At 72.5% G+C, this 22,386-nt stretch carries 19 protein-coding genes; 13 read left to right on the top strand and 6 right to left on the bottom strand.

Features of this window, described 5'->3' with window-relative positions:
* Window positions 1-81: 81 nt before the first annotated feature.
* From AC3ANR_RS07200 to AC3ANR_RS07185, 4 genes are all read left to right on the top strand, one after another.
* Complete coding sequence (locus AC3ANR_RS07200; RefSeq protein ID WP_488291199.1) at window positions 82-348, top strand: hypothetical protein; 267 nt, start codon at window positions 82-84, stop codon at window positions 346-348.
* A 14-nt stretch (window positions 349-362) separates the two neighbouring features.
* Window positions 363-749 (top strand): cupin domain-containing protein, encoded by a 387-nt coding sequence (locus tag AC3ANR_RS07195; protein ID WP_488291198.1) that lies wholly within the window; start codon window positions 363-365, stop codon window positions 747-749.
* Between the two features lie 116 nt (window positions 750-865).
* Window positions 866-2,191: a hypothetical protein gene (locus AC3ANR_RS07190; RefSeq protein ID WP_488291197.1), complete on the top strand. Its 1,326-nt coding sequence runs from the start codon at window positions 866-868 to the stop codon at window positions 2,189-2,191.
* Between the two features lie 14 nt (window positions 2,192-2,205).
* The gene (locus AC3ANR_RS07185; RefSeq protein WP_488291196.1) at window positions 2,206-2,793 is read left to right on the top strand and encodes a nucleotidyltransferase family protein; all 588 of its coding nucleotides are present in this window, start codon (window positions 2,206-2,208) and stop codon (window positions 2,791-2,793) included.
* Window positions 2,794-2,803: 10 nt separating this feature from the next.
* On the opposite strand, the gene acpA is transcribed toward AC3ANR_RS07185, so the two are convergent.
* The gene (acpA, locus tag AC3ANR_RS07180; RefSeq protein WP_488291195.1) at window positions 2,804-4,318 is read right to left on the bottom strand and encodes an acid phosphatase; all 1,515 of its coding nucleotides are present in this window, start codon (window positions 4,316-4,318) and stop codon (window positions 2,804-2,806) included.
* Window positions 4,319-5,493: 1,175 nt separating this feature from the next.
* Here acpA and AC3ANR_RS07175 point away from each other — a divergent pair.
* Window positions 5,494-7,236, top strand: coding sequence for an ABC transporter ATP-binding protein (locus AC3ANR_RS07175; RefSeq protein ID WP_488291194.1), 1,743 nt, complete (start codon window positions 5,494-5,496; stop codon window positions 7,234-7,236).
* On the top strand, window positions 7,226-9,094 hold the full coding sequence (locus tag AC3ANR_RS07170) for an ABC transporter ATP-binding protein (RefSeq protein ID WP_488291193.1): 1,869 nt from the start codon (window positions 7,226-7,228) through the stop codon (window positions 9,092-9,094). Before AC3ANR_RS07175 ends, AC3ANR_RS07170 begins: the two co-directional genes overlap by 11 nt.
* Here the strand turns inward: AC3ANR_RS07170 and AC3ANR_RS07165 are convergent.
* Window positions 9,091-9,306 (bottom strand): hypothetical protein, encoded by a 216-nt coding sequence (locus AC3ANR_RS07165; RefSeq protein WP_488291192.1) that lies wholly within the window; start codon window positions 9,304-9,306, stop codon window positions 9,091-9,093. The two genes, AC3ANR_RS07170 and AC3ANR_RS07165, sit on opposite strands and share 4 nt — an antisense overlap.
* A gap of 115 nt (window positions 9,307-9,421) precedes the next feature.
* Between AC3ANR_RS07165 and AC3ANR_RS07160 the strand changes: the two genes are divergently transcribed.
* The 3 genes from AC3ANR_RS07160 to AC3ANR_RS07150 all read left to right on the top strand — a co-directional run bounded on the left by AC3ANR_RS07160 (window position 9,422) and on the right by AC3ANR_RS07150 (window position 10,578).
* Complete coding sequence (locus AC3ANR_RS07160) at window positions 9,422-9,961, top strand: hypothetical protein (RefSeq protein WP_488291191.1); 540 nt, start codon at window positions 9,422-9,424, stop codon at window positions 9,959-9,961.
* A 168-nt stretch (window positions 9,962-10,129) separates the two neighbouring features.
* A complete protein-coding gene (locus AC3ANR_RS07155; RefSeq protein WP_488291190.1) occupies window positions 10,130-10,303 on the top strand; it encodes a hypothetical protein in 174 nt (57 codons plus the stop codon).
* The gene (locus AC3ANR_RS07150; RefSeq protein WP_488291189.1) at window positions 10,300-10,578 is read left to right on the top strand and encodes a hypothetical protein; all 279 of its coding nucleotides are present in this window, start codon (window positions 10,300-10,302) and stop codon (window positions 10,576-10,578) included. Before AC3ANR_RS07155 ends, AC3ANR_RS07150 begins: the two co-directional genes overlap by 4 nt.
* A gap of 13 nt (window positions 10,579-10,591) precedes the next feature.
* Here the strand turns inward: AC3ANR_RS07150 and epsC are convergent, their stop codons facing one another.
* Window positions 10,592-11,509: a serine O-acetyltransferase EpsC gene (gene epsC, locus AC3ANR_RS07145; protein ID WP_488291188.1), complete on the bottom strand. Its 918-nt coding sequence runs from the start codon at window positions 11,507-11,509 to the stop codon at window positions 10,592-10,594.
* Between the two features lie 157 nt (window positions 11,510-11,666).
* Here epsC and AC3ANR_RS07140 point away from each other — a divergent pair, with 157 nt between their 5' ends.
* The gene (locus AC3ANR_RS07140) at window positions 11,667-12,047 is read left to right on the top strand and encodes a hypothetical protein (RefSeq protein ID WP_488291187.1); all 381 of its coding nucleotides are present in this window, start codon (window positions 11,667-11,669) and stop codon (window positions 12,045-12,047) included.
* A 19-nt stretch (window positions 12,048-12,066) separates the two neighbouring features.
* Here the strand turns inward: AC3ANR_RS07140 and AC3ANR_RS07135 are convergent, their stop codons facing one another.
* Window positions 12,067-12,462, bottom strand: a complete 396-nt coding sequence (locus AC3ANR_RS07135) for a response regulator (RefSeq protein WP_488291186.1) — start codon at window positions 12,460-12,462, stop codon at window positions 12,067-12,069.
* A 248-nt stretch (window positions 12,463-12,710) separates the two neighbouring features.
* Here AC3ANR_RS07135 and AC3ANR_RS07130 point away from each other — a divergent pair, with 248 nt between their 5' ends.
* From AC3ANR_RS07130 to AC3ANR_RS07120, 3 genes are read left to right on the top strand one after another with little or no spacing between them, the layout of a single operon-like run.
* The gene (locus tag AC3ANR_RS07130) at window positions 12,711-13,961 is read left to right on the top strand and encodes an efflux RND transporter periplasmic adaptor subunit (protein ID WP_488291185.1); all 1,251 of its coding nucleotides are present in this window, start codon (window positions 12,711-12,713) and stop codon (window positions 13,959-13,961) included.
* 15 nt (window positions 13,962-13,976) lie between these two features.
* Complete coding sequence (locus AC3ANR_RS07125) at window positions 13,977-17,147, top strand: efflux RND transporter permease subunit (RefSeq protein WP_488291184.1); 3,171 nt, start codon at window positions 13,977-13,979, stop codon at window positions 17,145-17,147.
* The gene (locus tag AC3ANR_RS07120) at window positions 17,144-18,553 is read left to right on the top strand and encodes an efflux transporter outer membrane subunit (RefSeq protein ID WP_488291183.1); all 1,410 of its coding nucleotides are present in this window, start codon (window positions 17,144-17,146) and stop codon (window positions 18,551-18,553) included. The genes AC3ANR_RS07125 and AC3ANR_RS07120 overlap by 4 nt, the downstream gene beginning before the upstream one ends.
* A gap of 960 nt (window positions 18,554-19,513) precedes the next feature.
* Here AC3ANR_RS07120 and infA read toward each other — a convergent pair.
* Both infA and AC3ANR_RS07110 read right to left on the bottom strand, forming a co-directional pair.
* Window positions 19,514-19,783 (bottom strand): translation initiation factor IF-1, encoded by a 270-nt coding sequence (infA, locus tag AC3ANR_RS07115; RefSeq protein ID WP_488291182.1) that lies wholly within the window; start codon window positions 19,781-19,783, stop codon window positions 19,514-19,516.
* A gap of 254 nt (window positions 19,784-20,037) precedes the next feature.
* Window positions 20,038-22,323 (bottom strand): hybrid sensor histidine kinase/response regulator, encoded by a 2,286-nt coding sequence (locus tag AC3ANR_RS07110; RefSeq protein ID WP_488291181.1) that lies wholly within the window; start codon window positions 22,321-22,323, stop codon window positions 20,038-20,040.
* Between the last annotated feature and the right edge of the window lie 63 nt (window positions 22,324-22,386).

Raw genomic sequence — 22,386 nt, 5'->3', positions numbered from 1 at the left:
GCGCCCTGCGGGACGAACGCGACGGCACGGCATCAGGGATGGACTACACCAGGGTGTCGGCCGTGGACCTACCCTGTGGCCATGGAAGCTCTTGCCATGCTGGAACGCCTTCCCGCCATCGCGGCGGCCATGCAGCGCTCCCGGTCGGAGGGGCCGGTGGAGAAAGGGACGGACTGGACCCTGGTCGCGCGCGAGCCCGGGCACCCCGGCACCGGCACCCTGAAGCTGGGCAGCTATGCCCAGGGCCGCGTGCTGGCGCTCGAACTGAGCGAGCTGGGCCTCATGATCACGCTGCACGACGCCGAGGACCGCGTGCGGCTGCGGATGTGGCCGCCGACCAACCACTGACAAGGACCCGAGCCATGGCCCTGCCCCACGCCCAGCCCCTGGACATCATCAGCGTCGCGCCGCTGGCCGACGCGCTGCCGCAGGCGGTCAGCACGAGCCTGATCAAGACCGACCGGATGCAGCTGATGCACCTGGTGCTGCGCGCGCACGAGAACCAGCCCGAGCACCACGTGAGCGACGAGTGCACGATCCACTGCCTCGAGGGCGTCGTCGAAGTGGTCACGCCCGCCGGCGTGCGCCAGCTGCGCGCGGGCAACCTGGTGCTGCTGCCCGCGGCGGAGAAGCATTCGCTGCGGGCGCGCACCGACGCCGCGGTGCTGGTGACGCTGCTGCTCGATCGCGGCGACGCCGCCCATGGCGGTGGCGCGGGCGCGCGCTCGCGCCCCGCGACCGCTGGCTGAACTGCTACACGGGCGTTACCAGCACAACAGTTCGGCCGACTGGTTGCCGAGCTTGCGTCCTACAGCGGCGCACCCCAGCCGTTCCTAGCATGGCCTCATCCATTGCAGGAACGGACATGACGATCAGCAGTACTCCCACCCCGGCAGTCCACGCCTTCCGGACAATCACCCTGTCCGCGGTCCTCGCGGCCGCGCTCGCCGCCTGCGGCGGTGGAGGCGGCAGCAGCGCCCCGGGGCCCGTCGCCGCCGACCCGCTTCCCACGCCCACCGGTTCCACCGTGACTGCACAGCCGACCCAGCCCGCTTCGAGCACGTCGTCGGTGGCCGCGCAGCCGACCCAGCCGTCGTCGGGCACGTCGCCCGAGCGGGTGAACGCAGACAGCGCCGGCCAGCAGACCGTCGCGGCGACCGCCGCGTTGGCCGACGGCCGCTCCACCGTCGCCTGGCAGTCGCAGCTCGAAGGCGCCGCGCCCACCGTGCACGCCCAGAGCTTCGACGCGCAAGGCGCCCGCGACGGCGCGGAAGTCGTGATCGCCCTCGATCCGGCGCAGGTCGCCACCGCGGTGGACGTCCTGCCGGACGGCAGCATCGTGGTCGCCTCCGTGCTGTCCGCGCCGCTGTCCGATGCGCAGCCGTGGATCACGCGCACCTCGGTGGTCGTGCGCCACTACAGCGCGGCCGGCGCGCCGCTGGGCAATGCCCAGGAAGTGGCGGCCGTGGAGCAGGACCGCATCAACGCCACGGCGATGCGCTACGTGGCGCAGCCGGCCGTCGCGCACTGGAGCGCCGGCGGCTTCATCGTCTCGTGGGCGCTGGTCACGGAGGACTCCACCGGCAAGGTGCCGCAGTTCTGGACCCAGCGATTCGACACCGCCGGCTCGGCGGCCGGCGCCCCCGTGCAGGTGGGCAGCGGCGCCAGCGAGACCACGCTGCAACTCGTCACCGCGCCGAACGGCGGCTACCTCGTGGGCACCGCCACACGCGTGATGGGCCGCACGGTGCTGCATTACCAGGGCTTCGACGGTGCGACCGCGCCGCAGCTGCCCACCGGCGCCGTCGGCATCGCCGAAGGCAGCAGGCTGGTCGCGCTGCAGGGCGGCAACATGGTGCTGCTGTCGCCGGTGCAGACCTATGGCGCCATGCAGCTGTACACCGCTTCGGGCCAGGCCCAGTCGTCGGCCACCTCGCTGCGCACCATGCCGGTCGCCGCGAGCGCGCTGCCCGATGGCGGCTACGTGGTGTTCCTGCCGACCACCGCCGGCGGCGACCTGGCCGCGCAGCGTTACGACGCCAACGGCGCCGCGGTCGGCACCGAGTTCGCGGCCGCCACGGCGGGCGCGGTGCCGCAGGTGGTGCCGGTCGCGGGCAACGCGCTCCTGGCCGCGTGGACCGCCAGCGTGGCCGGCGACCAGGACGTGATGGCGCAGCGCCTGCGCCCCTGAGGCACACTGCGGCGATGCTGCCGCAGCCTGCCGATCCGGACGATTCCGCCGACCGCTTCGTCGCGCAGGTGCTGCGCAACGAGGCGGTCGCCGCCATCCTGGCCCGCTGGGACGCGCTGGCCCTGCCCGATGGCTGGCTGGTGGCGGGCTGCCTGTTCCAGACCGTGTGGAACCTGCGCGCCGGCCGCGCGCCGCAGGACGGGATCCGCGACTACGACCTCTTCTACTTCGACGCCACCGACCTGGGCGAGGCGGCCGAGGCGGCGGTGCAGCGCCGGGTGGACACCGTGCTGGCGGACCTGCGCATCACCGCGGAAGCCAAGAACCAGGCGCGCGTGCACCTCTGGTACGAGTCCCATTTCGGCCATCCGTATCCGGCGCTGCGCGACGCGCGCGATGGGATCGACCGCTTCCTGGTGCGCGAGACCTGCGTCGCCGTGCGGCCCGCGCCCGATGGCTGGGCCGTCTACGCGCCCCACGGGCTGGACGGCGTGGCGGCCGGTCGCCTGAGTCCCAACCCGCTGACGCCGCACGCGGCCCTGTTCGAGGCCAAGGTCGCCTCGTACCGCGCGCGCTGGCCGTGGCTGCAGGTGGCGGCCTGAGCCGCCCGCCTCACTGCAGCGCGTTGGCCAGGTTGCCCACCTTCTCGCGCACGCCGGGCAGCGGCTCGAGGCCGAAGCGCTCGGTGAGGAATTTCAGGATCGACGTGGTGTCGTAGGGCGTCGAATCCACGAAGCCCTTCTTCACCATCGGGCCGACCAGCAGGGTCGGGATGCGCGTTCCCGGCCCGAAGCGGTCGCCCCAGCCCGGGCCGCTGGGCGGCGGCACGTGGTCCCAGTAGCCGCCGTTCTCGTCGTAGGTGACGATCACCAGCATGTCCTTCCACTGCGGGCTTCGGCGCAGGCGCTCCAGCAGCCCGGCGATGTGCTCGTCGCCGGTCATGATGTCCGTGTAGCTGGGGTGCTGCGTGTTCACGCCCGCGGGCTTGTAGAAGCTCACCGCCGGCAGCGTGCCGGCATCGACGGCCTGCATGAAGTCCGCGCCGTCCTTCAGGTGCAGCTCGCGGTCGGCGGTGCCGGGCGCGAAGCGGGCGAAGTAGTTGAACGGCTGGTGGTGCGGCTGGAAGTTGGGCGAGCTGTCCGAGCGCGTGTAGATGACGCTGCGCTTGACGCTCGCCGGCTGCGTGCCGTCGGCCAGCGCCTGCTTCCAGCCGCCCGCGTACCAGGCCCAGCTGATGTTCCTGGCCGACAGCGTGTCGCCGATCGTGCGCGCGGTCTGCGGCGGCACCGGCACGCCCTGGGCGGCGGTGCCGGCCGGATTGGCATGCGTGGCCGGGCCGTTGGGCGCCGGCGGCACGCCGCTGGGCTGCCAGGGCGGCTGCGAGGTGTTGACCGACCAGCCGTCCGGCGTCACCTGCCCGCCGTTGACCACCTGCACCGCGCCTTCGCGCGCCGAGGGCGAGCCGGGCTTCTTCTGCAGCTTGCCGCTGTCGTCGAGCGCCGCGCGCATCGAGGCCGGGGCGTTGTCGTGCCGGGGCGCGCAGGCGCAGACCAGGTACTGGTGGTTCAGGTACGAGCCCCCGAACGCGCCCATGAAGAAGTTGTCCGCCAGGGTGTATTCCTGCGCCCACTTCCACATCCGGAACTGGCTGCCGTCGTAGTGGCCCATGACCCAGCCGCCGACGTTGGACATGGCGGCGAACTTGTCGTTGCGCCCGCCGTCGATCTGTTCCTGGTTGTGGAAGAAGGCGTGGATCGGGCTCGGCACGATGGTCGTCGGCGGCCGGCTGACCGGCGGCGCATCGATGCGGAACGGCTTGTTCGGCAGCCGCGGGAAGCGCGCATCCGGCTTGCCGTCGGGCCCGAACACCACCAGCTCGGGCAGCGGCTGGCCGTCGTGGTCGCGCTGCACGTAGTTCTCGGGCTTGGCGTTCGCGATGCCGTTGGCACCGGGGAACAGGCCGTACATGTTGTCGAAGCTGTGGTTCTCGGCGTAGATCACCACCACGTGGCCGATGCGCTGCAGGCGCGCGGCCCCCTCGCGCGGCGCCGGGCCGGTGGCGCAACCGGCCAGTGCAAGGACAACGGCCAACACGGCCGCGCGGGGGACGAAGGTCGGTGAGCGCATGGGTGTCTCCTCCAGGGGGTGGCGCGCAGCGTAACCGAGCAGGGCCTTGGCGGGCATCCGGGGTTGCGCTGGGTTCGGGGCCGGGTTCGGGACGGGTTCGGGGCTTGGGTTCGGGAGGGGCGGGGTGGGCACCTGGGGCGGGCGGCAGGGCGATGCCCGCCAGGGGCTCATGCTGGCCTCTCCGTGCTTCGCCTGCGGCTCACGCACAGTCGCGCGTTGCCTTCCGGGGCGCGGGCCCACGCGGCACAACTCGCTGCGCCTGCGGCTCCGCTCAAACACGTGCCGCGAGTCAGAGGTTCATGTCGAGCTGCGCTCCCTGCGGGAGCTCGCCAGGGCCCGCGCCCCTGCGGCAACGCTCAGGCCAGAAATCGCCCCCGACGTGCATCGCCCTGCCGCCTGCGGGCAGTGGTGGAGCCCCCCACCAGGCCGGGCCGCCTGCGGGTGCCTTGGCCACGCCACTCTTGGGCGCGCCCCTCTAGGCCGCGTGCCTGGCCCGCCCATGCGTGGCACCCATGCCTGGCGCACATGCCTGGGCGCGCACGCCGGACGCACATGCGTGGCCGGCCACGCCAATGCACCCTCGCCTGTCATTCCCGCGAAAGCGGGAATCCACGCTTTCGCACGAGCGTCGTTCCGCCCTCAGCGGCGGCGAAAACAATGCGGCTTGACCCAGGCCCTGCCCGATCGCGCACAAGGTGCCCAGCGCGGCAGGCGGTGTCTGGCGGGGGCGATTTCCGGGGCGGCACGCCGCAGTGGCCGGCCCGCTGCGAGCGACGCAGGAGCGAAGCTCGTTGATGAACCACTGGCTTGCGGCCGCTTGTCTGAGTGGCGCGCGCAGCGCGCAACGAGTTCGGCCGCTGCGGGCCGGCCACGCAAGGCGCGCGATGTTCCTGTGCGAGCGCAGCGCAGCACGGAACCGCCACGGCATGAGCCCCCGACGGACGCCGCCTGCCGCGCCGCCCCCGCAGCCCGCCCTCCCCAAGCGATGTCGCCCGCCGCCTCCAAGTCAGGCCAACCAACCGCGCCCCGAGCCACGCCGCCCAGACCCGCCCGCGCAACTCGCGCACAACGGCCTCCCGCCGATGGCACCGACTCCTTAGAATCGCGCGTTTCGCCTCGCGCACGCGCACGCGCCCCCGCGCCATGGCGCCCGCGCGCGAATCGCCGCTCCATCCATGTCCCTGTACCGCCTGATCGGCTCGTTCCTGCGCCGCCACTGGACCGCCTATGCCGCGTCCGGGGGAATGCTCGCGGGCATCGCGCTGCTCACGGTGTGGATCCCGCGCCAGGTCGGCCACATGGTGGACGAGCTGGCGGCCAGCCGGCTCGGCGGCGCGGCCCTCGCGCGCGAGCTGCTGCTGCTGGTCGCGGCCGGTGCGGTCGTGTACTTCCTGCGCGTGGGCTGGCGGCTGCAGCTGTACGCGGCGGCCTACCGGCTGGGCGTGGAGCTGCGCCAGCGGCTCTATGCGCGCCTGTCGCTGCAGGGGCCGGCGTTCTTCCAGACCAGCCGCACCGGCAACCTGATGGCGCTGGCCACCAACGACATCGACGCGGTGGAGATGGCCGCGGGCGAGGCCATGCTGGCCGGCTTCGACGGCACGCTCACGCTGGTGCTGGTGGTGGCCGCCATGTGGCTCGGCGTCGATGCGCGCCTGGCCGCCTTCGCGCTGCTGCCCTTCCCGCTGATGGCACTGTCCTTCTGGTGGATCTCGCGCCACGTGCACGAAGCCTCGCGCCTGTCGCTGGAGCGGTTCGGCCACCTGAACGACCATGTGCAGGAAACGCTCGCCGGCGTGCGCACCGTGCGCGCGCTCGGCCTGCAGGCGCGCAGCACGGCGCATTTCTCGCAGCTCGCGTCCGGGGCCGCCGAGGCCAGCCTCGATGCGCAGCGCTGGGAGGCCGCCTACGAGCCGGCCGTGGGCTTCACGCTCAGCGCCGCCACGGTGCTGACGCTCGGCGTGGGCGGCTGGCTGGTGTGGCACGACCAGCTCACGGTCGGCCAGCTCACCAGCTTCAGCATGTACCTGGGCCAGCTGATCTGGCCGATGTTCGCGGCCGGCTGGGTGCTCTCGCTGCTGCAGCGCGGCACCGCCGCCTGGAGCCGCCTGCAGCCGGTGCTGGACGCACCGCTGTCGGTGGACGACCACGGCGCGCAGCCGCCGGTGACGCCCGGGCCGCTGCAGCTGGAAAACGTGTCGTTCCACTATCCCGGCCAGCAGCGCGCCGCGCTGCGCGACGTGACGGTGCGCATCGAGCCCGGGCAGACCGTGGGCCTGGTCGGCCCCACCGGCGCCGGCAAGTCGACGCTGCTGCGCATGCTGCTGCGCCACCACGCGCCCGAAACCGGGGGCATCGCGTGGAACGGCACCGAGCTGCGCGACTACACGCTCGACGCGCTGCGCGACGCGATCGCCTGGGTGCCGCAGGAGGCCTTCCTCTTTTCGGCCTCGGTGGCCGACAACATCGCGCTGGCCCGGCCCGGCGCCAGCCGCGAGCAGGTGGTCGAGGCGGCCCGCCTGGCCGCCGTGCACGACGACATCCTGCGCCTGCCGCGCGGCTACGACACGCCGGTGGGCGAGCGCGGCGTCACGCTGTCGGGCGGCCAGCGCCAGCGCGTGGCGATCGCGCGGGCGCTGCTCGCCGACGCGCCGCTGCTCCTGCTCGACGACGCGCTGTCGGCGGTGGACACCGAGACCGAGGCGCGCATCCTGGCGCACCTGCGGCAGGCGCGCGTGGGCCGCACGGTCCTCATCGCCGGGCACCGGCTGAGCGCCGTCGCGGATGCCGACCACACGATCGTGCTGCAGGGCGGACGCATCGCCGAGCACGGCGACCACGCGAGCCTGCTCGCGCACGACGGCTGGTACGCGCGCCAGTGGCGCTACCAGCAACTGCAGGCCAGCCTCGATGCCAGCTGATTCCCTCGCCTCCTCCTCCCTGCCCGAGCCCCGCTCGACCAGCCGGCGCGACCTGCTGGGCGAATCGGCCGGGCTGCTGGTGCGCGCCGCGCGGCCCGACAGCCGCCACTTCTGGTGGGCCACCGCCTGGCTCGTCGCCGCCGCGGCGCTCGAGGCCTGCGGCCCCCTGATCGGCAAGTTCCTGATCGACCACTACCTGCTGCCGCGCAATGCGCAGCTGGTGGAGATCGGCGCGCTGCTCGCCGGCGCGCTCGCGGCCGGCATGCTCTCGAGCTGGCTGCGCTACCGGCAGCTGCTGCGCCTGGCGGGGCTGGCCATGCGCTCGGTGCAGCGGGTGCGCGAGGAGGTCTACGCGCACGTGCTGCGTCTGCCGATGGCGTTCTTCGACCGGGCCATCACCGGCCAGCTCGTGAGCCGGGTGACCAACGACACCGAAGCGGTCAAGTCGCTTTACGTGCAGGTGCTGTTCGTCATGCTCGACAGCGTGATCGTGCTGGCGGGCGCCGCGATTGCCATGCTGTGGCTGGACTGGCGCCTGATGCTGGCGGTGGCGCTGCTGCTGCCGGCCGTGGTCCTGATCGTCGCCGTCTACCAGCGCCTCTCGGCGCCGGCGGTGACGCGCACGCGCGAGCTGCGCAGCGAGCTCAATGCCCAGATGGCCGAGTCGATCGCCGGCATGCCGGTGCTGCAGTCGGCCAACGCCAGCGCGCGCTTTCGCGAGCGGTTCGCGGCGCTGAACCAGCAGCACTACGAGTCGCGCCAGACCGAGCTGCGCGCCAACGCCTGGCTGCTGCGCCCGATGCTCGACCTGCTCAACGTGGTGCTGCTCGGGGCGGTGATCGGCATGTTCGGCCTGCGCAGCCACGGCGGCGCGCTGGGGGCGGTCGAGGTCGGCGTGCTGTACGCGTTCGTGAGCTACATCGCCCGCGTGGTGGAACCGCTCACCCAGATCACCATGCAGTTCTCGCTGCTGCAGCAGGCCATGGTGGGCGCCGCGCGCGTGCACGCGCTGCTGCGCGAGGCGGAAACGCCCGACGCCGTGGCGCGCGGCGAGGTGCGCGCGGGCGGCATCCGGATCGAGCAGCTGTCGTTCGCCTACCAGCCCGGCCGGCCTGTCCTGCAGGACATCGACCTGGACGTGGCCCCCGGCAGCTTCTGGGGCATCGTGGGCCACACCGGCAGCGGCAAGAGCACGCTGCTGTCGCTGCTGCTGCGGTTCTATCCCGCGCCGGCCAACAGCATCCGCATCGACGGCACGCCGCTGGAGCAGATCGGCGAGGACCACCTGCGCGACCGCGTCGGCCTGGTGCCGCAGGAGCCGTTCCTGCTGGCCGCCACCGCGCGCGAGAACATCGCGATGGGGCGCACGATCCCGCACGCGCAGGTCGAGGCGGCGGCGCGCGCCGCGCATGCGCACGACTTCATCGTGGCGCTCGAGCAGGGCTACGACACGCCGCTGGGCGAAGGCGGCGCGCGGCTGTCCGTCGGCCAGAAGCAGCTGGTCGCCATCGCCCGTGCGCTGGCCGGCGACCCGCGCATCCTGTTCCTCGACGAGGCCACGGCGCACATCGACTCGGAGACCGAGCAGGTCGTCCAGCGCGCCCTGGCCGGCCTGCACGGGAAGGTGACGGTGGTTGCCATCGCGCACCGCCTGTCCACCGTGCGCGAGGCGGATCGCATCGTGGTGCTCAACCACGGCCGCGTCGCCGAACTGGGAACGCACGATGCGCTGATGGCCATCGACGGCGGCATCTACCAGCGCCTCTACCAGCTGCAGCAGCTGGAGGACACCGACGACGTGGAAGAAGGGGACGAGGCGCGCGACGCGCCGGCCGGGGACCCTGGCCGCGGGGCCTAGCTCGCGGGACGCTCGCTGCCGCTGGCGCGGCGGCTGCGGTCGACGGGGCGGTAGGGCACCAGCTGCTCGTGGCGGAACACGCTGTGCTGCTTGCGGCCGCCCACGTACCACTCGCAGTACGCGTGGGTGGCGCCGCTGATCACCACCTGCATCACGGCGCCGCCGCGGTCCTGCTGGACCTGCTCGCCCTGTTCACATCGTCCGTCTCTCATGCAGGGCATTGTCCGCACCCTGCGCCACGGATGGGTGTAGGACGGCGCCTCACGCGCGCACGGTCGCGTTCGCCGCGCCTTGACTCGGCCGTTGGAGGCTGCATGATCGCCAACCGTGCCCCACACCCGCGCGCTCCGTTGCCCGATCTGCCACTCGCCGGTGGCGGCCGGGGTGGCCGCGTGCGGCACCTGCCGCGCCCAGCGAACGACGCGCAAGGCCATGACGCCGCGCGGCTTTGCCGCCTACGCCGGCACCTGGACCGCCTGCACGCTGGTGCTGCTGGTCGTGGCGCTGCGCATCGCGATCGCGCCGTGGCTGCCAAGCGGCACGGCGCCGGACTATGCGCTGTCGCTGCTGCATGCCAGCGACGCCGCCGAGCCGCCAGGCTGCCGCGTCACGGTGCGTGACCTGTCCGGCCGGCAGCTGCAGACGGTCGTGGCCGAGTCCTGCACCGCCGCCGAAGCGATCCACCCCGACCGGGCCGCCCCCGCCGCCGGCGACGCGCCCGTCCAGCGCCGCATGGCCAGCATGCTGCACAGCGCGCTGGCGCTCGGCACGGCACTGGTGCTCGCCTGGCTGCTGCGCATCGGCCTGCGCTGGGCCTTCCGCCGCCACGCGCCGACCACCACCTGGGTTCAGCGCGCCCGCGCCTGACGCGCGACGCGCCTCGCGCGCGCCCCGTCTCCCCTCGCCCCGTAACGGCCGAGTTACGCGTGTTGCACCTGCCGCCTTGATTGCGGCCGGCCAAGCCACGAAGCTCAGCCAATCGGAACACACGTGGGAGCGTGGGGAGAGCGAATGCGAGGCAAACGGGCAGCGACGATGAGCAGGCTGACGCCGAGTGCACTGATCCGGACACTGCTGGGCAAGGTCAAGACCCGCAAGGCGGACCCGGATCCCCTGCCGCCGCCCGGCGAGCGCAGCGGCGAGGGTGCGGACAGCATCGGCCCGTACCTGCGCCAAGGCCGCAACACCCGCCCGGGACCCCTCGAATGAATCCCGTCGCCACCGACGTCGAGAAGATCATCGGCCCCGTGCACGGCTTCCACCTCGCCTGCTACACCGTCGCCACGTCCGATGGCCACTTCGGCTACGCCAAGGTCTGCGTGGACCGCCCGGCCTCCGTGTGGGATGCGGGCGAGGTGCTGCGCAAGGTCTCGGCCGGGCCCTTCGACGACCCGAAGGAGGCGCTGCTGGCGGTGCTGGGCAAGTGCCAGATCCGGCTGATGCACTCGAGCCGCCTGCGGGCGGCGGCGCGGCCACGCCGCTGAACGCCGGCGCGGCTCAGGCCACGCCCTGCCCTTCGCTCGTCCTGGCCTGCGACACGCTGCCGCCCGCCGGCACGTCGTGCGTGAGCCAGACGTTGCCGCCGATCGTCGCGCCCTTGCCGATGGTCACGCGCCCGAGCACCGTGGCGCCGGCATAGATCACGACGTCGTCCTCCAGGATCGGGTGACGCGGCAGGCCCTTGGCGAGCGTGCCGTCCTCGGCGACCGGGAACCGCTTGGCGCCGAGCGTGACGTTCTGGTACAGCCGCACGCGCTCGCCGATCACCGCGGTCTCGCCGATGACGACGCCCGTGCCGTGGTCGATGAAGAACCCCGCGCCGATGCGGGCGCCCGGATGGATGTCGATGCCCGTGCGGCTGTGCGCGATCTCGGCCACGATGCGCGCCAGCAGCGGCAGCCCCAGCCGGTACAGCGCATGCGCGAGCCGGTGGTGGATCAGGGCCAGCACGCCGGGGTAGCACAGGAGCACTTCGTCCACGCTGCGCGCGGCCGGATCACCCTGCCAGGCGGCCAGCACGTCGGTGTCGAGCACGCGGCGGATCGCCGGCAGGCCGTTGGCGAAATCGCGCACCACGGCCGTGGCCTGCTCGTTCGCCTCGCGCTCGGTCGCGGCCGCCGGCGCGTCGCGGCTCGCGTGCCGCAGCTCCAGCACGGCCTGGCCGAACAGCGCCAGCAGCGCGGCGTCCAGGGTGTGGCCGACATAGAAGTCCTCGCCGTCCTGGCGCAGGTGCGCCGGGCCCAGCCGCATCGGGAACAGCGCGCCCTTGAGCTGTTCGACCAGCGACTCCACCGCTTGCGGCGAGGGCAGCTCGCGCCCGCGCACCTCGCCCTGGCGGTGGTGGGCGGCGCGCCAGTCGTCGCGGGCGGCACGCAGGCCGCGGACAACTTCGGACAGGTCGAAGGCAGTGGTCATGGGCGGGCTATGGCAGTGGTTGCCATCGCACCTTAACGCAGAACGCGCCAGGCGTCCCCGTGCGCCCTACGCACACTGCCAACCGTGTCCGACAAGCTCAGCGAGGCTGCAGGCGATCAGATCAGGGCATCGGCAGAACCAACGAAAGGAGTCCTCCATGAAACGATCCCTCATCGCACTCGGCTGCGCCCTCGCCCTGGCCGGCGGCAGCGCCCTGGCACAGCAGGATGCCGGCAAGACGACGTCCACCACGACCACCACCGAGCAATCCTCGGGCCCCTCGCTCGTGGACAAGGCCAAGAGCGCCTTCCACCGCATGGGCGAGGCGACCAAGAACGCCTTCCACCGCGGCGACGACAAGGCCAAGGACAAGGCCGACCAGGCCCGCACCGACACCGACAAGGACCGCGACACCCGCGCCATGGGCGCCCCGGCCGCGAGCGACAGCGACAAGCCGGTCGCCGGCACGGACCGCCAGAAGCGGATGGACCAGGCCTACGGCAACTACAAGAAGTCGGACGGCTCCAAGAAGGAGTGATCGTGATGGGCCGGGCGGCCTAGCGGCCGCCCGCGCGTTGCCGCCAGAGCGCCTGCACCTGGCTGGCCAGCGTCATCGGGTCGAACGGCTTGGTGATGACGCCGATGGCGCCGAGCGCCTTGTACTGCTCGACCTCGCCGGCCTGCACCTTGGCCGTCATGAACACCACCGGCACCTGCGCGATGGCCGGCAGCCCGCGCAGGCGCTGCAGCGTCGTCGGGCCGTCCATGCCCGGCATCATCACGTCCAGCAGCAGCAGGTCGGGCGCGAACCGCTCGGCCACCGACAGCGCCTCGGCGCCGGACGCGCAGGCCTGCAGCGTGAGCCCGCCCACGGTTTCCAGCGCGAGTCCCGCGATGGTGCGGATGTCCGCATCGTCCTCGACGTACAGCACGCGCTGCAGCGTGTCGCTCATGCTTCCTGCTCCTTGCGCGGCCGGCCGGAGATCCGCGCCGCCGGTCTGACGGCGTGCGTCGCGCCACGCGAGGGGCGGCGTCGGCCCCGGTCGGGGCGCGGGCGATTGTGGCACGCAGGTGCCGAGACCGCGGTGAGCGGGCACCAATGAAGAGCGTGCGCGCCCCGTTCCGGTGAGTGTCCCTCCTCACTCCCGAGACGCACCGGATTCGTATACTGCGGCGCTTTGCCCCCACCGTCCAAGGCACCATGGCCGACCTGCGCCCGCGCTCACCCCTGCCCCTCCTCGTCGTCGTCGCCAGCCTGCTGCTGGCCGCCTGCGGCAAGCAGTCCGACAACGCCGCGGCGGCGCAAGGCGGCCCGGGCGGCGGCATGCCGCCACCGGAAGTCGGCGTGGTGACGGTGTCGGTGGGCGACGTGGGCCTGGTCACCGAATTGCCTGGCCGGCTCGAGGCCTCGCGCATCGCGCAGGTGCGCGCGCGCGCCGCCGGCATCGTGCAGGAGCGCCTGTTCCGCGAAGGCAGCGACGTCAAGGCGGGGCAGCCGCTGTTCCGCATCGACCCGGCGCAGCTGCAGGCGGCCGAGGCCACCGCCAAGGCCACGCTCGCGCGGGCGCAGGCCAACCTGGGCCAGGCGCGCGCGCTGGCCGAACGCTACAAGCCGCTGGTCGAGGCCAACGCGATCAGCAAGCAGGAATTCGCGAATGCCGTGGCGTCCGAGAAGGCCGCCGAGGCCGAGGTCGCCGCCGGCCAGGCGGCGGTGAAGACCGCGCAGATCAACCTGAACTACGCGCTGGTGACGTCGCCCATCTCGGGCCGCATCGGCCGGGCGCTCGTCACCGAGGGCGCGCTGGTGGGCCAGGGCGAGGCCACGCCGCTGGCCGTGGTGCAGCAGATCAACCCGCTGTTCGTGAACATCACGCAGTCGTCCACCGAGCTGCTGAACCTGCGCCGCGCGATGGCGCAGGGCCGCCTGAAGCAGGCCGGCCGGGACGGCACGGCGGTCAAGCTGCTGCTGGAAGACGGCAGCGAGTACCCGCAGCCCGCGCGCCTGCTGTTCTCGGACCTGACGGTCGATCCCACCAGCGGCCAGGTCTCGCTGCGCGCCGAGGTCCCCAACGGCCAGGGCCTGCTGCTGCCCGGCATGTACGTGCGCGTGCGGCTCGAGCAGGCCAAGGCCAGCAACGCCATCCTGCTGCCGCAGCAGGCCGTCACGCGCTCGGGCCAGGGCGACAGCGTCATGGTCGTGGCCGCCGACGGCCAGGTGCAGCCGCGCCCGGTCAAGATCAGCGGCTCGCAGGACGGCAAGTGGGTGGTGCTGGACGGCCTCAAGGCCGGCGAGCAGGTGATCGTCGACGGCTTCCAGAAGATGCGGCCCGGCGCGCCCGTCAAGCCGGTGCCCTGGAGCGGCAACGCCCCGGCGGCCGCTGGGGCGGCCAGCGCCCCGGCCGGCGGCGCCTCGGCCCCGCGCGCGAGCGCGTCCGCGGCCAAGAAGTCCTGACGGGGGCCACGCCGCATGGCCAAGTTCTTCATCGACCGGCCCATCTTCGCGTGGGTCATCGCGCTGTTCCTGATCGTGGTCGGCAGCGTGTCGATCACCAAGCTGCCGATCGCGCAGTACCCGCCGGTCGCCCCGCCGACCATCGTGGTCACCGCGGTCTATCCCGGCGCCTCGGCCAGCACGCTGGAAGAAAGCGTCATCACCGTCATCGAGCAGGAGATCAACGGCTCGCCCGGCCTGATCTACATGGAGTCCGTGACGCAGGCCAACGGCGTCGGCTCCATCACCATCAGCTTCGAGCCGGGCACCAACGCCGACCTGGCGCAGGTGGACGTGCAGAACCGGCTGGCCCGCGCCACCCCGCGCCTGCCCCAGGCCGTGACGCAGCAGGGCGTGCGCGTGGAAAAGGCGCGCTCGAACTTCCTGCTGTTCACCATCCTGTCCTCGGACGACCCCAACTACACGCCGGTGGACCTGGGCGACTACGCCTCGCGCAACGTGCTGCCCGAGATCCAGCGCCTGCCCGGCGTCGGCCAGGCGCAGCTGTTCGGCACCGAGGCGGCCATGCGCATCTGGATCGACCCGGACAAGCTGGTGGGCTTCAACCTGTCGGTGGCCGAGGTCAACAGCGCCATCCGGGCGCAGAACGCGCAGGTGTCCGCCGGCACCATCGGCGACCTGCCCAACGTGCCGGGCCAGCAGATCTCGGCCACCGTGGTCGTGCGCGGCCAGCTGTCCACGCCCGAGCAGTTCGGCAACATCGTGCTGCGCGCCAACACCGACGGCTCGACCGTGCGGCTGAAGGACGTGGCCCGCATCGAGCTGAACGCGCAGTCGTTCGCCAGCTCCGCGCGCCTGAACGGCAAGCCCTCCACCGGCATCGGCGTGCAGCTGTCGCCCAGCGGCAATGCGCTGGCCACCGCCGACGCGGTGCGCAAGCGCATGGGCGAGCTGGCGCCCTACTTTCCGCGCGGCATGAAGTGGGACATCCCGTACGACAGCTCGCGCTTCGTGCGCATCTCGATCAAGCAGGTGGTCGAGACGCTGCTGGAGGCCGTGGCGCTGGTGTTCCTGGTGATGTTCCTGTTCCTGCAGAACTGGCGCTACACCATCATCCCGACGCTCGTGGTGCCGGTCGCCCTGCTGGGCACGTTCGGCGCGCTGCTGGCGCTGGGGTTCTCGATCAACGTGCTGACCATGTTCGGCATGGTGCTGGTGATCGGCATCGTGGTGGACGACGCCATCGTGGTGGTCGAGAACGTCGAGCGCATCATGAGCGAGGAGGGCCTGCCCCCGCGCGAGGCCACGCGCAAGGCGATGGGCCAGATCCAGGGCGCCATCATCGGCGTCACGGTGGTGCTGATCTCGGTGTTCGTGCCGCTGGCCTTCTTCGCCGGCTCCACCGGCAACATCTACCGCCAGTTCGCGGCGGTGATGGTCGCGTCGATCGCGTTCTCGGCCTTCATGGCCCTGTCGCTCACGCCGGCGCTGTGCGCCACGCTGCTCAAGCCGGTCGAGGCCGGGCACCACGTGGAGAAGGCCGGCTTCTTCGGCGCCTTCAACCGGGGGTTCCGGCGCACCGCGGGCGGCTACGAGGGCGTGGTGGCGCGCCTGCTGCGGCGCGCCGCTCGCTGGCTGATCCTCTACGGGGTGATCGCCGCGACGGCCGCTTTCTTCTACACGCGCCTGCCGACCTCGTTCCTGCCGCAGGAGGACCAGGGCTACCTGATCGTCAACGTGCAGCTGCCGCCGGGCGCGACCCTGGAGCGCACCGGCAAGGTGATGGAGCAGGTCGAGGCCTTCATCCTCAAGCAGCCCGAGGTGCAGAGCATGGTGGGCGTGCTGGGCTTCTCGTTCTCCGGCCAGGGCCAGAACGCCGCCCTCGCCTTCGTCACGCTCAAGCCCTGGGACGAGCGCAAGGGTGAGCAGCACTCGGCGCAGGCGATCGCCGGTCGCGCGTTCGGCGCGCTGATGGGCGTGCGCGACGCCTTCATCTTCCCGCTCAGCCCGCCGCCGATCCCCGAGCTGGGCCAGGCCTCGGGCTTCACCTTCCGCCTGCAGGACCGCGGCGGCCACGGCCACGAGGCGCTGGTCGCCGCGCGCAACCAGCTGCTGGGCCTGGCGTCGCAGAGCAAGCTGCTGTCGCAGGTGCGCCCCGACGGCCTGGAGGACGCGCCGCAGCTGCAGGTGGACATCGACCGCGACAAGGCGCAGGCGCTGGGCGTCGGCTTCGAGTCGATCAACGCCACGCTGGGCACCGCGCTGGGCTCGGCCTACGTCAACGACTTCCCCAACCGCGGCCGCCTGCAACGCGTCGTGGTGCAGGCCGACGCCCCCGCGCGCATGCAGCCGGACGACCTGCTGCGGCTGAACGTGGTCAGCAGCCAGGGCAAGCCGGTGCCGCTGTCGGCGTTCGCCACCACGCGCTGGGTCACCGGCGCCATGCAGACCGTGCGCTACAACGGCTATCCGGCCATGCGCATCTCCGGCGCGCCCGCGCCCGGCTCCAGCACCGGCGCCGCGCTCGACGAGATGGAGCGCCTGGCGGCGCAGCTGCCGCCCGGCTTCGCGTTCGAGTGGACCGGCCAGTCGCGCGAGGAGAAGCTCGCCGGCTCGCAGGCGCTGATCCTGTACGGGTTCGCCATCCTGGCGGTGTTCCTGGCGCTGGCGGCCCTGTACGAGAGCTGGTCGATCCCGCTGGCGGTGATCCTGGTGGTGCCGCTGGGCGTGCTGGGCGTGCTGCTGGCCACGCTGCTGCGCGGCTACGCCAACGACGTGTACTTCCAGGTGGGCCTGATCACCATCATCGGCCTGTCGGCCAAGAACGCCATCCTGATCATCGAGTTCGCCAAGGACCTGCAGGCGCAGGGCAAGGGCGTGGTCGAATCGGCGCTGGCCGCCGCGCACCTGCGGTTCCGCCCGATCGTCATGACCTCGATGGCCTTCGGCCTGGGCGTGCTGCCGCTGGCGATCGCCTCCGGCGCCGGCTCGGCCAGCCAGCGTGCCATCGGCACCGGCGTGCTGGGCGGCATGCTCACCGGCACCGGCCTGGCGGTGTTCTTCGTGCCGATCTTCTTCGTGGTCGTGCGCGGCCTCTTCCCGGGCAGCGAGCGGCAGCGCCGCCTGCACGCCCACGAACTGGAACGCGAACTGCCGGCCGGCGCGACGCGGGGGGACCAGGTATGACGACATTGCGCCACCTCGCCATCGCGGGCGCCGCGGCCGCGGCCCTCGCCGGCTGTTCCTTCATCCCCACCTACGAGCGACCCGCCGCGCCCGTGCCCGCGGCATTCGCGTACCCGTCCGCCACCGAGGGCGCGACCGCCGCGTCGGTCGACTGGCAGGCCTTCTTCGCCGACGAGAAGCTGCGCGGGCTGATCGCGACCGCGCTGGCCAACAACCGCGACCTGCGCGTCGCCATGCTCAACATCGAGCAGGCACGGGCCACCTACGACATCCGGCGCGCCGACCTCTTCCCCACGGTCGGTGTCGGCCTCAATGCCAGCCGCTCGCCCAACCCGTCCAACGGCAACCAGGTCAACAGCTTCCAGGCCGGCCTGGCCGTCAGTGCCTGGGAGATCGACTTCTTCGGCCGCCTGCGCAGCCTGGGCGAAGCCGCCGTCAACCAGTACCTCGCCACCGAGGAAGGCCGCAAGGCGGCCCAGGTCTCGCTGGTGGCGTCGGTGGCCAATGCCTGGCTGGGCGTGGTGGCCGACGAGGAACTGCTCGCGGTCACCCGCCAGACGCTGGCCACCCGCGACGAGTCGCTGCGCCTGACCAAGCTGCGCTTCGACCAGGGCGTGTCCTCCGAGCTGGATTTCCGCCTCGCGCAGTCGCTGGCCGAGTCGGCCCGCGCCTCGCTGGCGCAGCTGGAGCGCCAGCGCGCGCTGGACCTGAACACGCTGGGCCTGCTGGTCGGCCAGGCCGTGCCGGCGGACTTCACCACCGGCACGACGCTGGCTGCGATCACGCTGCCCGACGTCCCCGCTGGCGTGCCGTCCGAGGTGCTCGCCGCGCGTCCCGACGTGCGCCAGGCCGAGCAGCTGCTGCAGGCCGCCAACGCCAACATCGGCGCCGCGCGCGCTGCGTTCTTCCCGCGCATCTCGCTCACCGCCAGCGTGGGCCGCGCGAGCAGCCAGCTGTCGGGCCTGTTCGACGGCGGCGGCAAGTGGGCCTACACGGTCGCGCCGTCGCTGCTGCTGCCGATCTTCGACTTCGGCCGCAACGAGGCCGGCCTGCGATCGGCCAACGTCTCGCGCGACGTCGCCATCGCGCAGTACGAGCGATCGATCCAGCAGGCGTTCAAGGAAGTCTCGGATGCGCTCGCGGGCCGCGCCACGCTGGCCGACCAGCTGCAGGCCCAGGGCCGCGTCGCCGAGGCGGAGTCGGTGCGGCTGAAGCTCTCGCAGATGCGCTACGACGCCGGCGTGTCCAGCTCGCTCGACCTGCTGGATGCGCAGCGCTCGTTCTTCACCGCCCGGCAGGCCGAAGTCCAGACCCGGCTCGCGCGCCTGCAGAACCAGGTGCTGCTGTACCGGGCGCTGGGGGGCGGCTGGACGCAGCCGCCGGCAGAGCAAGCGGCCGGGCGCTGAGCGCCGCGCCGATCCTTCGCCGGGCTGTCTTTGCCCGTTGGCGTCCAGGGCGAGGCCGCAGGCGGTGGGCGCCGGGGCCTCATGCCCGGCCTCTCCGTGCTCCGGGCTTGGCAGCCCTTTCGCACAGTCGCGCTGTGCTTGGCGGGTGCGCACCCCTCGCGGTCCAACTCGCTGCGCCTGCGGCTCCGCTCAAACACGGCCCGCGAGTCAGTGGTTCACGACGAGCTTGGCAGCCTGCGGCTGCGCGCAGGGGTGCGCACCCGCGCGCGTCACTCGGCCTCAATAAATCGGCCCCGGCGCCCACCCCCTGCAGCCTTGGACGCAGTGCGCCTCCCTGGCAGGGTTTGACCGAGCTTTGTGCGTCCGACGCACGTTCGACGCACGCTCGCGACCAGTGTCGTTCCCGCAAACGAACTCTGAGCTTGTGCTCGCACGAAGCCGCGCTGCGCGCGGCGGACTGGATTCCCGCCTTCGCGGGAATGACGAGTCAGAGCGGGGCGCGTGCCCGGGCCCGCACCGCCGGTTCCGCGCGGCAGGCGGTGCCTGCCGGGGCCGATTTCAGGGACGGCACCGCGAACGGGGCCGGCGCGCAGCGAGCGACCAGCGGGAGCGAAGTCCGTTTGAGCTTCTGACTCGCGGGCGGTGTTTGAGCGGAGCCGCAGGCGCAGCGAGTTCGACCGCGTGCGCGCCGGCCCCGTGGAAGCGGGCGCTGTGACTGTGCGAAAGGCCGCAGGCCGGAGCACGGAACCGGCCCTGCATGAGGCCCTGGAAGGCGCCGCCTGCCGCGCCACCCCGGATGCCAACGAGGCGCCGCGCATGCGCCCCGGCGCCCACCCCCTGCAGCCTCGCCCTGGACGCCAGGGAGCAAAGCAGCGACTGCGCTCGCTTGCGGAATTCAGATTCGGCACGCCGGGGCCGCTGTCCCACGCCACCGCGCGTTGCGCGTGCCCGGGCAGCGCCTCAGCGCCGCTGGCCGCCCATCGGCGCCGGGTTGCCTTCGCTGCCGCGGGGCGGCAGGTGGCGGAACATGATGCGGCCTTTGTTCAGGTCGTAGGGCGACAGCTCCAGCGTCACATAGTCGCCGGCGATGATGCGGATGTGGTTCTTGCGCATCTTGCCGCCGCTGTAGGCGACGAGGGTGTGCCCGTTCTCGAGCACGACGCGATAGCGCGAGTCGGGCAGCACTTCCTCGACGCGCCCGCGCATTTCGATCAGTTCTTCCTTGGCCATGTCCGTCCTTCCAACCGGTTCCGCAACCCGGTGGCGGCCGGTCCCGCGGTCCGGTCCGGCTGGCGCTGATCGTGCGCGACGAGCCTGGTCGGGCAGGGGAAATTGAAGGCCGGCGCTGACCGGGACGAGGCAGGCCGGCCAGCGCCGCTGCCCTGCGTTCTCGCCCTGGCACGGGTGCCCCGGGCGGGAAACGGCCGATATTCTAGGCGCAGCCGTGAGCCATCGCAGCCGCGATGGCTGCACGCAATGCGGGGTCAGGCGCCTTCGCGCTCGGCCTCGATCGACGCCAGCACCGCGGCGATGTCGGCCGGGTCCACCGGCTTCATGAAGTGGTGGTCGAAGCCGGCCGCCGCGCTCTGCTCGCGGTCCCGGTCCTGGCCGTAGCCGGTCACGGCGATCAGCACCGCCTCGCGCGTCTCGGGCATCGCGCGCAGGCGCCGGGCCAGCTCGTTGCCGTCGATGTCCGGCAGGCCGATGTCCAGCAGGCACACCTGCGGCCGCGCCAGTACGGCCCGCTGCAGCGCCCGATGCGAGTCGTGCTCGACGATGACCTCGTGGCCCAGGTCCTCCAGCACCATGCCCAGCAGCATGCCGGCGTCCACGTTGTCGTCCACCACCAGCAGCCGCAGGCCCGCGTCCGGCTGCGCCGGCGCCTCGCCAGCGGGCGGCTGGTCGTGGGTGGGCAGCGGCTCGGCCAGCGGCAGCCGCACGCGGAACTCGCTGCCCTGCCCCGGGCCGGCACTGCGCGCGAGCACCTCGCCGCCATGCAGCTCGACCAGGCTCTTCACCAGGGCCAGCCCGATGCCCAGCCCGCCCTGCGAGCGGTCGGCGGTGCGCTCGGCCTGCGCGAACAGCTCGAAGGCCCGGACCACCAGCTCGCCGTCCATGCCGATGCCGTTGTCCGAGACGACCCACTCGAGCTGGCCGCCGTGCACCTCCATGTCCAGGCGGATGCGGCCGCCCTCGCGGGTGAACTTGGCGGCGTTGTTCAGCAGGTTGACCAGCACCTGCACCAGGCGCTTGGGGTCCCCCAGCACCATCGTGGGCGTGTTGGGCGCCTGCACGTGCAGCGCGTGGCGGCGCGCCTCCATCAGCGGCCGCACCTGGTCGACCGCGTCGGCGACGACGCGGCGCGCGTCCACCGCTGCCATCTCCAGCGTGGCGATGCCGCGCGTGACGCGCGAGACGTCCAGCAGATCGTTGACCAGCCCGGTCATGTGCTGCACCTGGCGCGAGATCACCTCGCTCACGTGCGCCGTGCGCTGCTCGTCGAGCCGGCCGCTCTTGAGCAGCGCCGCCGCCGCCCCGATCGGCGCCAGCGGATTGCGCAGCTCGTGCGCCAGCATGGCCAGGAACTCGTCCTTCTTGCGGTCGGTGCTCTGCAGCGCCTCCTCGATCCGCTTGCGCTCGCTGATGTCCAGCAGGATCGCCAGCATGCTGCGCTCGCCGCCACCTTCGGGCACGATCACGCTGACCGCCGCATTCACCCACACGGACGTGCCGTCGGGCCGCAGCAGGCGCTTTTCCATCTCGAACTGGCTGCCGTCCCGCGCGGCGCGGTCGAGCAGCGCCTCGCTACGCGGCAGGTCGTCCGGATGCGTGAGCGCGCGAACCGGGATGCCCAGCAGTTCCTCGCGCGTGCGGCCGGTCATCTCGCAGTAGCGGTCGTTCACCACCAGCAGTCGCCCGTCGAGGTCGGTCTCGGCGACGCCCGCGGCGCTCTGCTCGAACAGCGCCGTCAGGTGCGCCTCGCTGCTGCGCAGTTCGTCCTCCACCAGCTTCTGCGCATGGATGTCGGTGCAGGTGCCCATCCAGCGCTCGACGTGGCCGGCGGCATCGCGCACGGGCAGCGCCCGTCCCAGCACCCAGCGGTACTCGCCGCTGCGATGCCGCAGGCGGTAGCGGATCTCGTACCTCTCGCCCGTGGCCAGGCTGTGCCGCCACGCGGCCCAGGCGCGCGCCTGGTCGTCGGGGTGGAACATGCCGTTCCAGCCCTCGCCGTCGGTCGACCCCTGCGGCACGCCGGTGAAGTCGTACCACTGCTGGTTGTAGTAGTCGTGGAAGCCGTCGGGGCGGGTGGACCACACCATCTGCGGCATCGCGTCGGTGATGGTGCGAAAGCGCGCCTCGTGGCTGTCCAGCTCGCGCTGGGCGGCCTTGAGGTCGGCGATGTCGCGCAGCACCGCGATCGCATGCAGCGCCTGGCCGTCGGCATCGCGCACCAGCGTGACGGACAGGTCCAGCCACAGCACGTGGCCGTCGCGATGGACGTAGCGCTTCTGCCCCGAGTAGGCGGGCGCATCGCCTCGCATCAGCTGGTCGAGGGCGGCGCCTTCCCGGTCGCGGTCGTCGGGGTGGGTGATGTCGTGCACGCGCAGGCCGCGCAGTTCGTCGAGCGGGTAGCCGACGTAGCGGCAGAAGAAGGCGTTGGCGCCCAGGAAGCGGCCGTCGGGCGCCACCATGCACACGCCGGCGGGCAGCAGGTCATAGGCAGCGAGGGCTTCGGGCCCCAGCGGGCCGGCGGGAAGGAGGGACTGCATCGAAGGAAGGGAGAAGGCCGGGACTTGCAGGGCCGGGCCACAACCGGGAGGGCAACCGGCGAT

The organism is Ramlibacter sp. JJN2-2R, from assembly GCF_057747835.1.
Note: the sequence above shows the minus strand (reverse complement) of the source record. Positions and strands in the feature narration are given on the sequence as shown.

Coding starts and splice junctions, on each gene's coding strand:
- AC3ANR_RS07200 (WP_488291199.1), top strand. CDS start 82: ATGGAAGCTCTTGCCATGCTGGAACGCCTTCCCGCCATCGCGGCGGCC.
- AC3ANR_RS07195 (WP_488291198.1), top strand. CDS start 363: ATGGCCCTGCCCCACGCCCAGCCCCTGGACATCATCAGCGTCGCGCCG.
- AC3ANR_RS07190 (WP_488291197.1), top strand. CDS start 866: ATGACGATCAGCAGTACTCCCACCCCGGCAGTCCACGCCTTCCGGACA.
- AC3ANR_RS07185 (WP_488291196.1), top strand. CDS start 2,206: ATGCTGCCGCAGCCTGCCGATCCGGACGATTCCGCCGACCGCTTCGTC.
- acpA (WP_488291195.1), bottom strand. CDS start 4,318: ATGCGCTCACCGACCTTCGTCCCCCGCGCGGCCGTGTTGGCCGTTGTC.
- AC3ANR_RS07175 (WP_488291194.1), top strand. CDS start 5,494: ATGTCCCTGTACCGCCTGATCGGCTCGTTCCTGCGCCGCCACTGGACC.
- AC3ANR_RS07170 (WP_488291193.1), top strand. CDS start 7,226: ATGCCAGCTGATTCCCTCGCCTCCTCCTCCCTGCCCGAGCCCCGCTCG.
- AC3ANR_RS07165 (WP_488291192.1), bottom strand. CDS start 9,306: ATGAGAGACGGACGATGTGAACAGGGCGAGCAGGTCCAGCAGGACCGC.
- AC3ANR_RS07155 (WP_488291190.1), top strand. CDS start 10,130: ATGAGCAGGCTGACGCCGAGTGCACTGATCCGGACACTGCTGGGCAAG.
- AC3ANR_RS07150 (WP_488291189.1), top strand. CDS start 10,300: ATGAATCCCGTCGCCACCGACGTCGAGAAGATCATCGGCCCCGTGCAC.
- epsC (WP_488291188.1), bottom strand. CDS start 11,509: ATGACCACTGCCTTCGACCTGTCCGAAGTTGTCCGCGGCCTGCGTGCC.
- AC3ANR_RS07140 (WP_488291187.1), top strand. CDS start 11,667: ATGAAACGATCCCTCATCGCACTCGGCTGCGCCCTCGCCCTGGCCGGC.
- AC3ANR_RS07135 (WP_488291186.1), bottom strand. CDS start 12,462: ATGAGCGACACGCTGCAGCGCGTGCTGTACGTCGAGGACGATGCGGAC.
- AC3ANR_RS07130 (WP_488291185.1), top strand. CDS start 12,711: ATGGCCGACCTGCGCCCGCGCTCACCCCTGCCCCTCCTCGTCGTCGTC.
- AC3ANR_RS07125 (WP_488291184.1), top strand. CDS start 13,977: ATGGCCAAGTTCTTCATCGACCGGCCCATCTTCGCGTGGGTCATCGCG.
- AC3ANR_RS07120 (WP_488291183.1), top strand. CDS start 17,144: ATGACGACATTGCGCCACCTCGCCATCGCGGGCGCCGCGGCCGCGGCC.
- infA (WP_488291182.1), bottom strand. CDS start 19,783: ATGGCCAAGGAAGAACTGATCGAAATGCGCGGGCGCGTCGAGGAAGTG.
- AC3ANR_RS07110 (WP_488291181.1), bottom strand. CDS start 22,323: ATGCAGTCCCTCCTTCCCGCCGGCCCGCTGGGGCCCGAAGCCCTCGCT.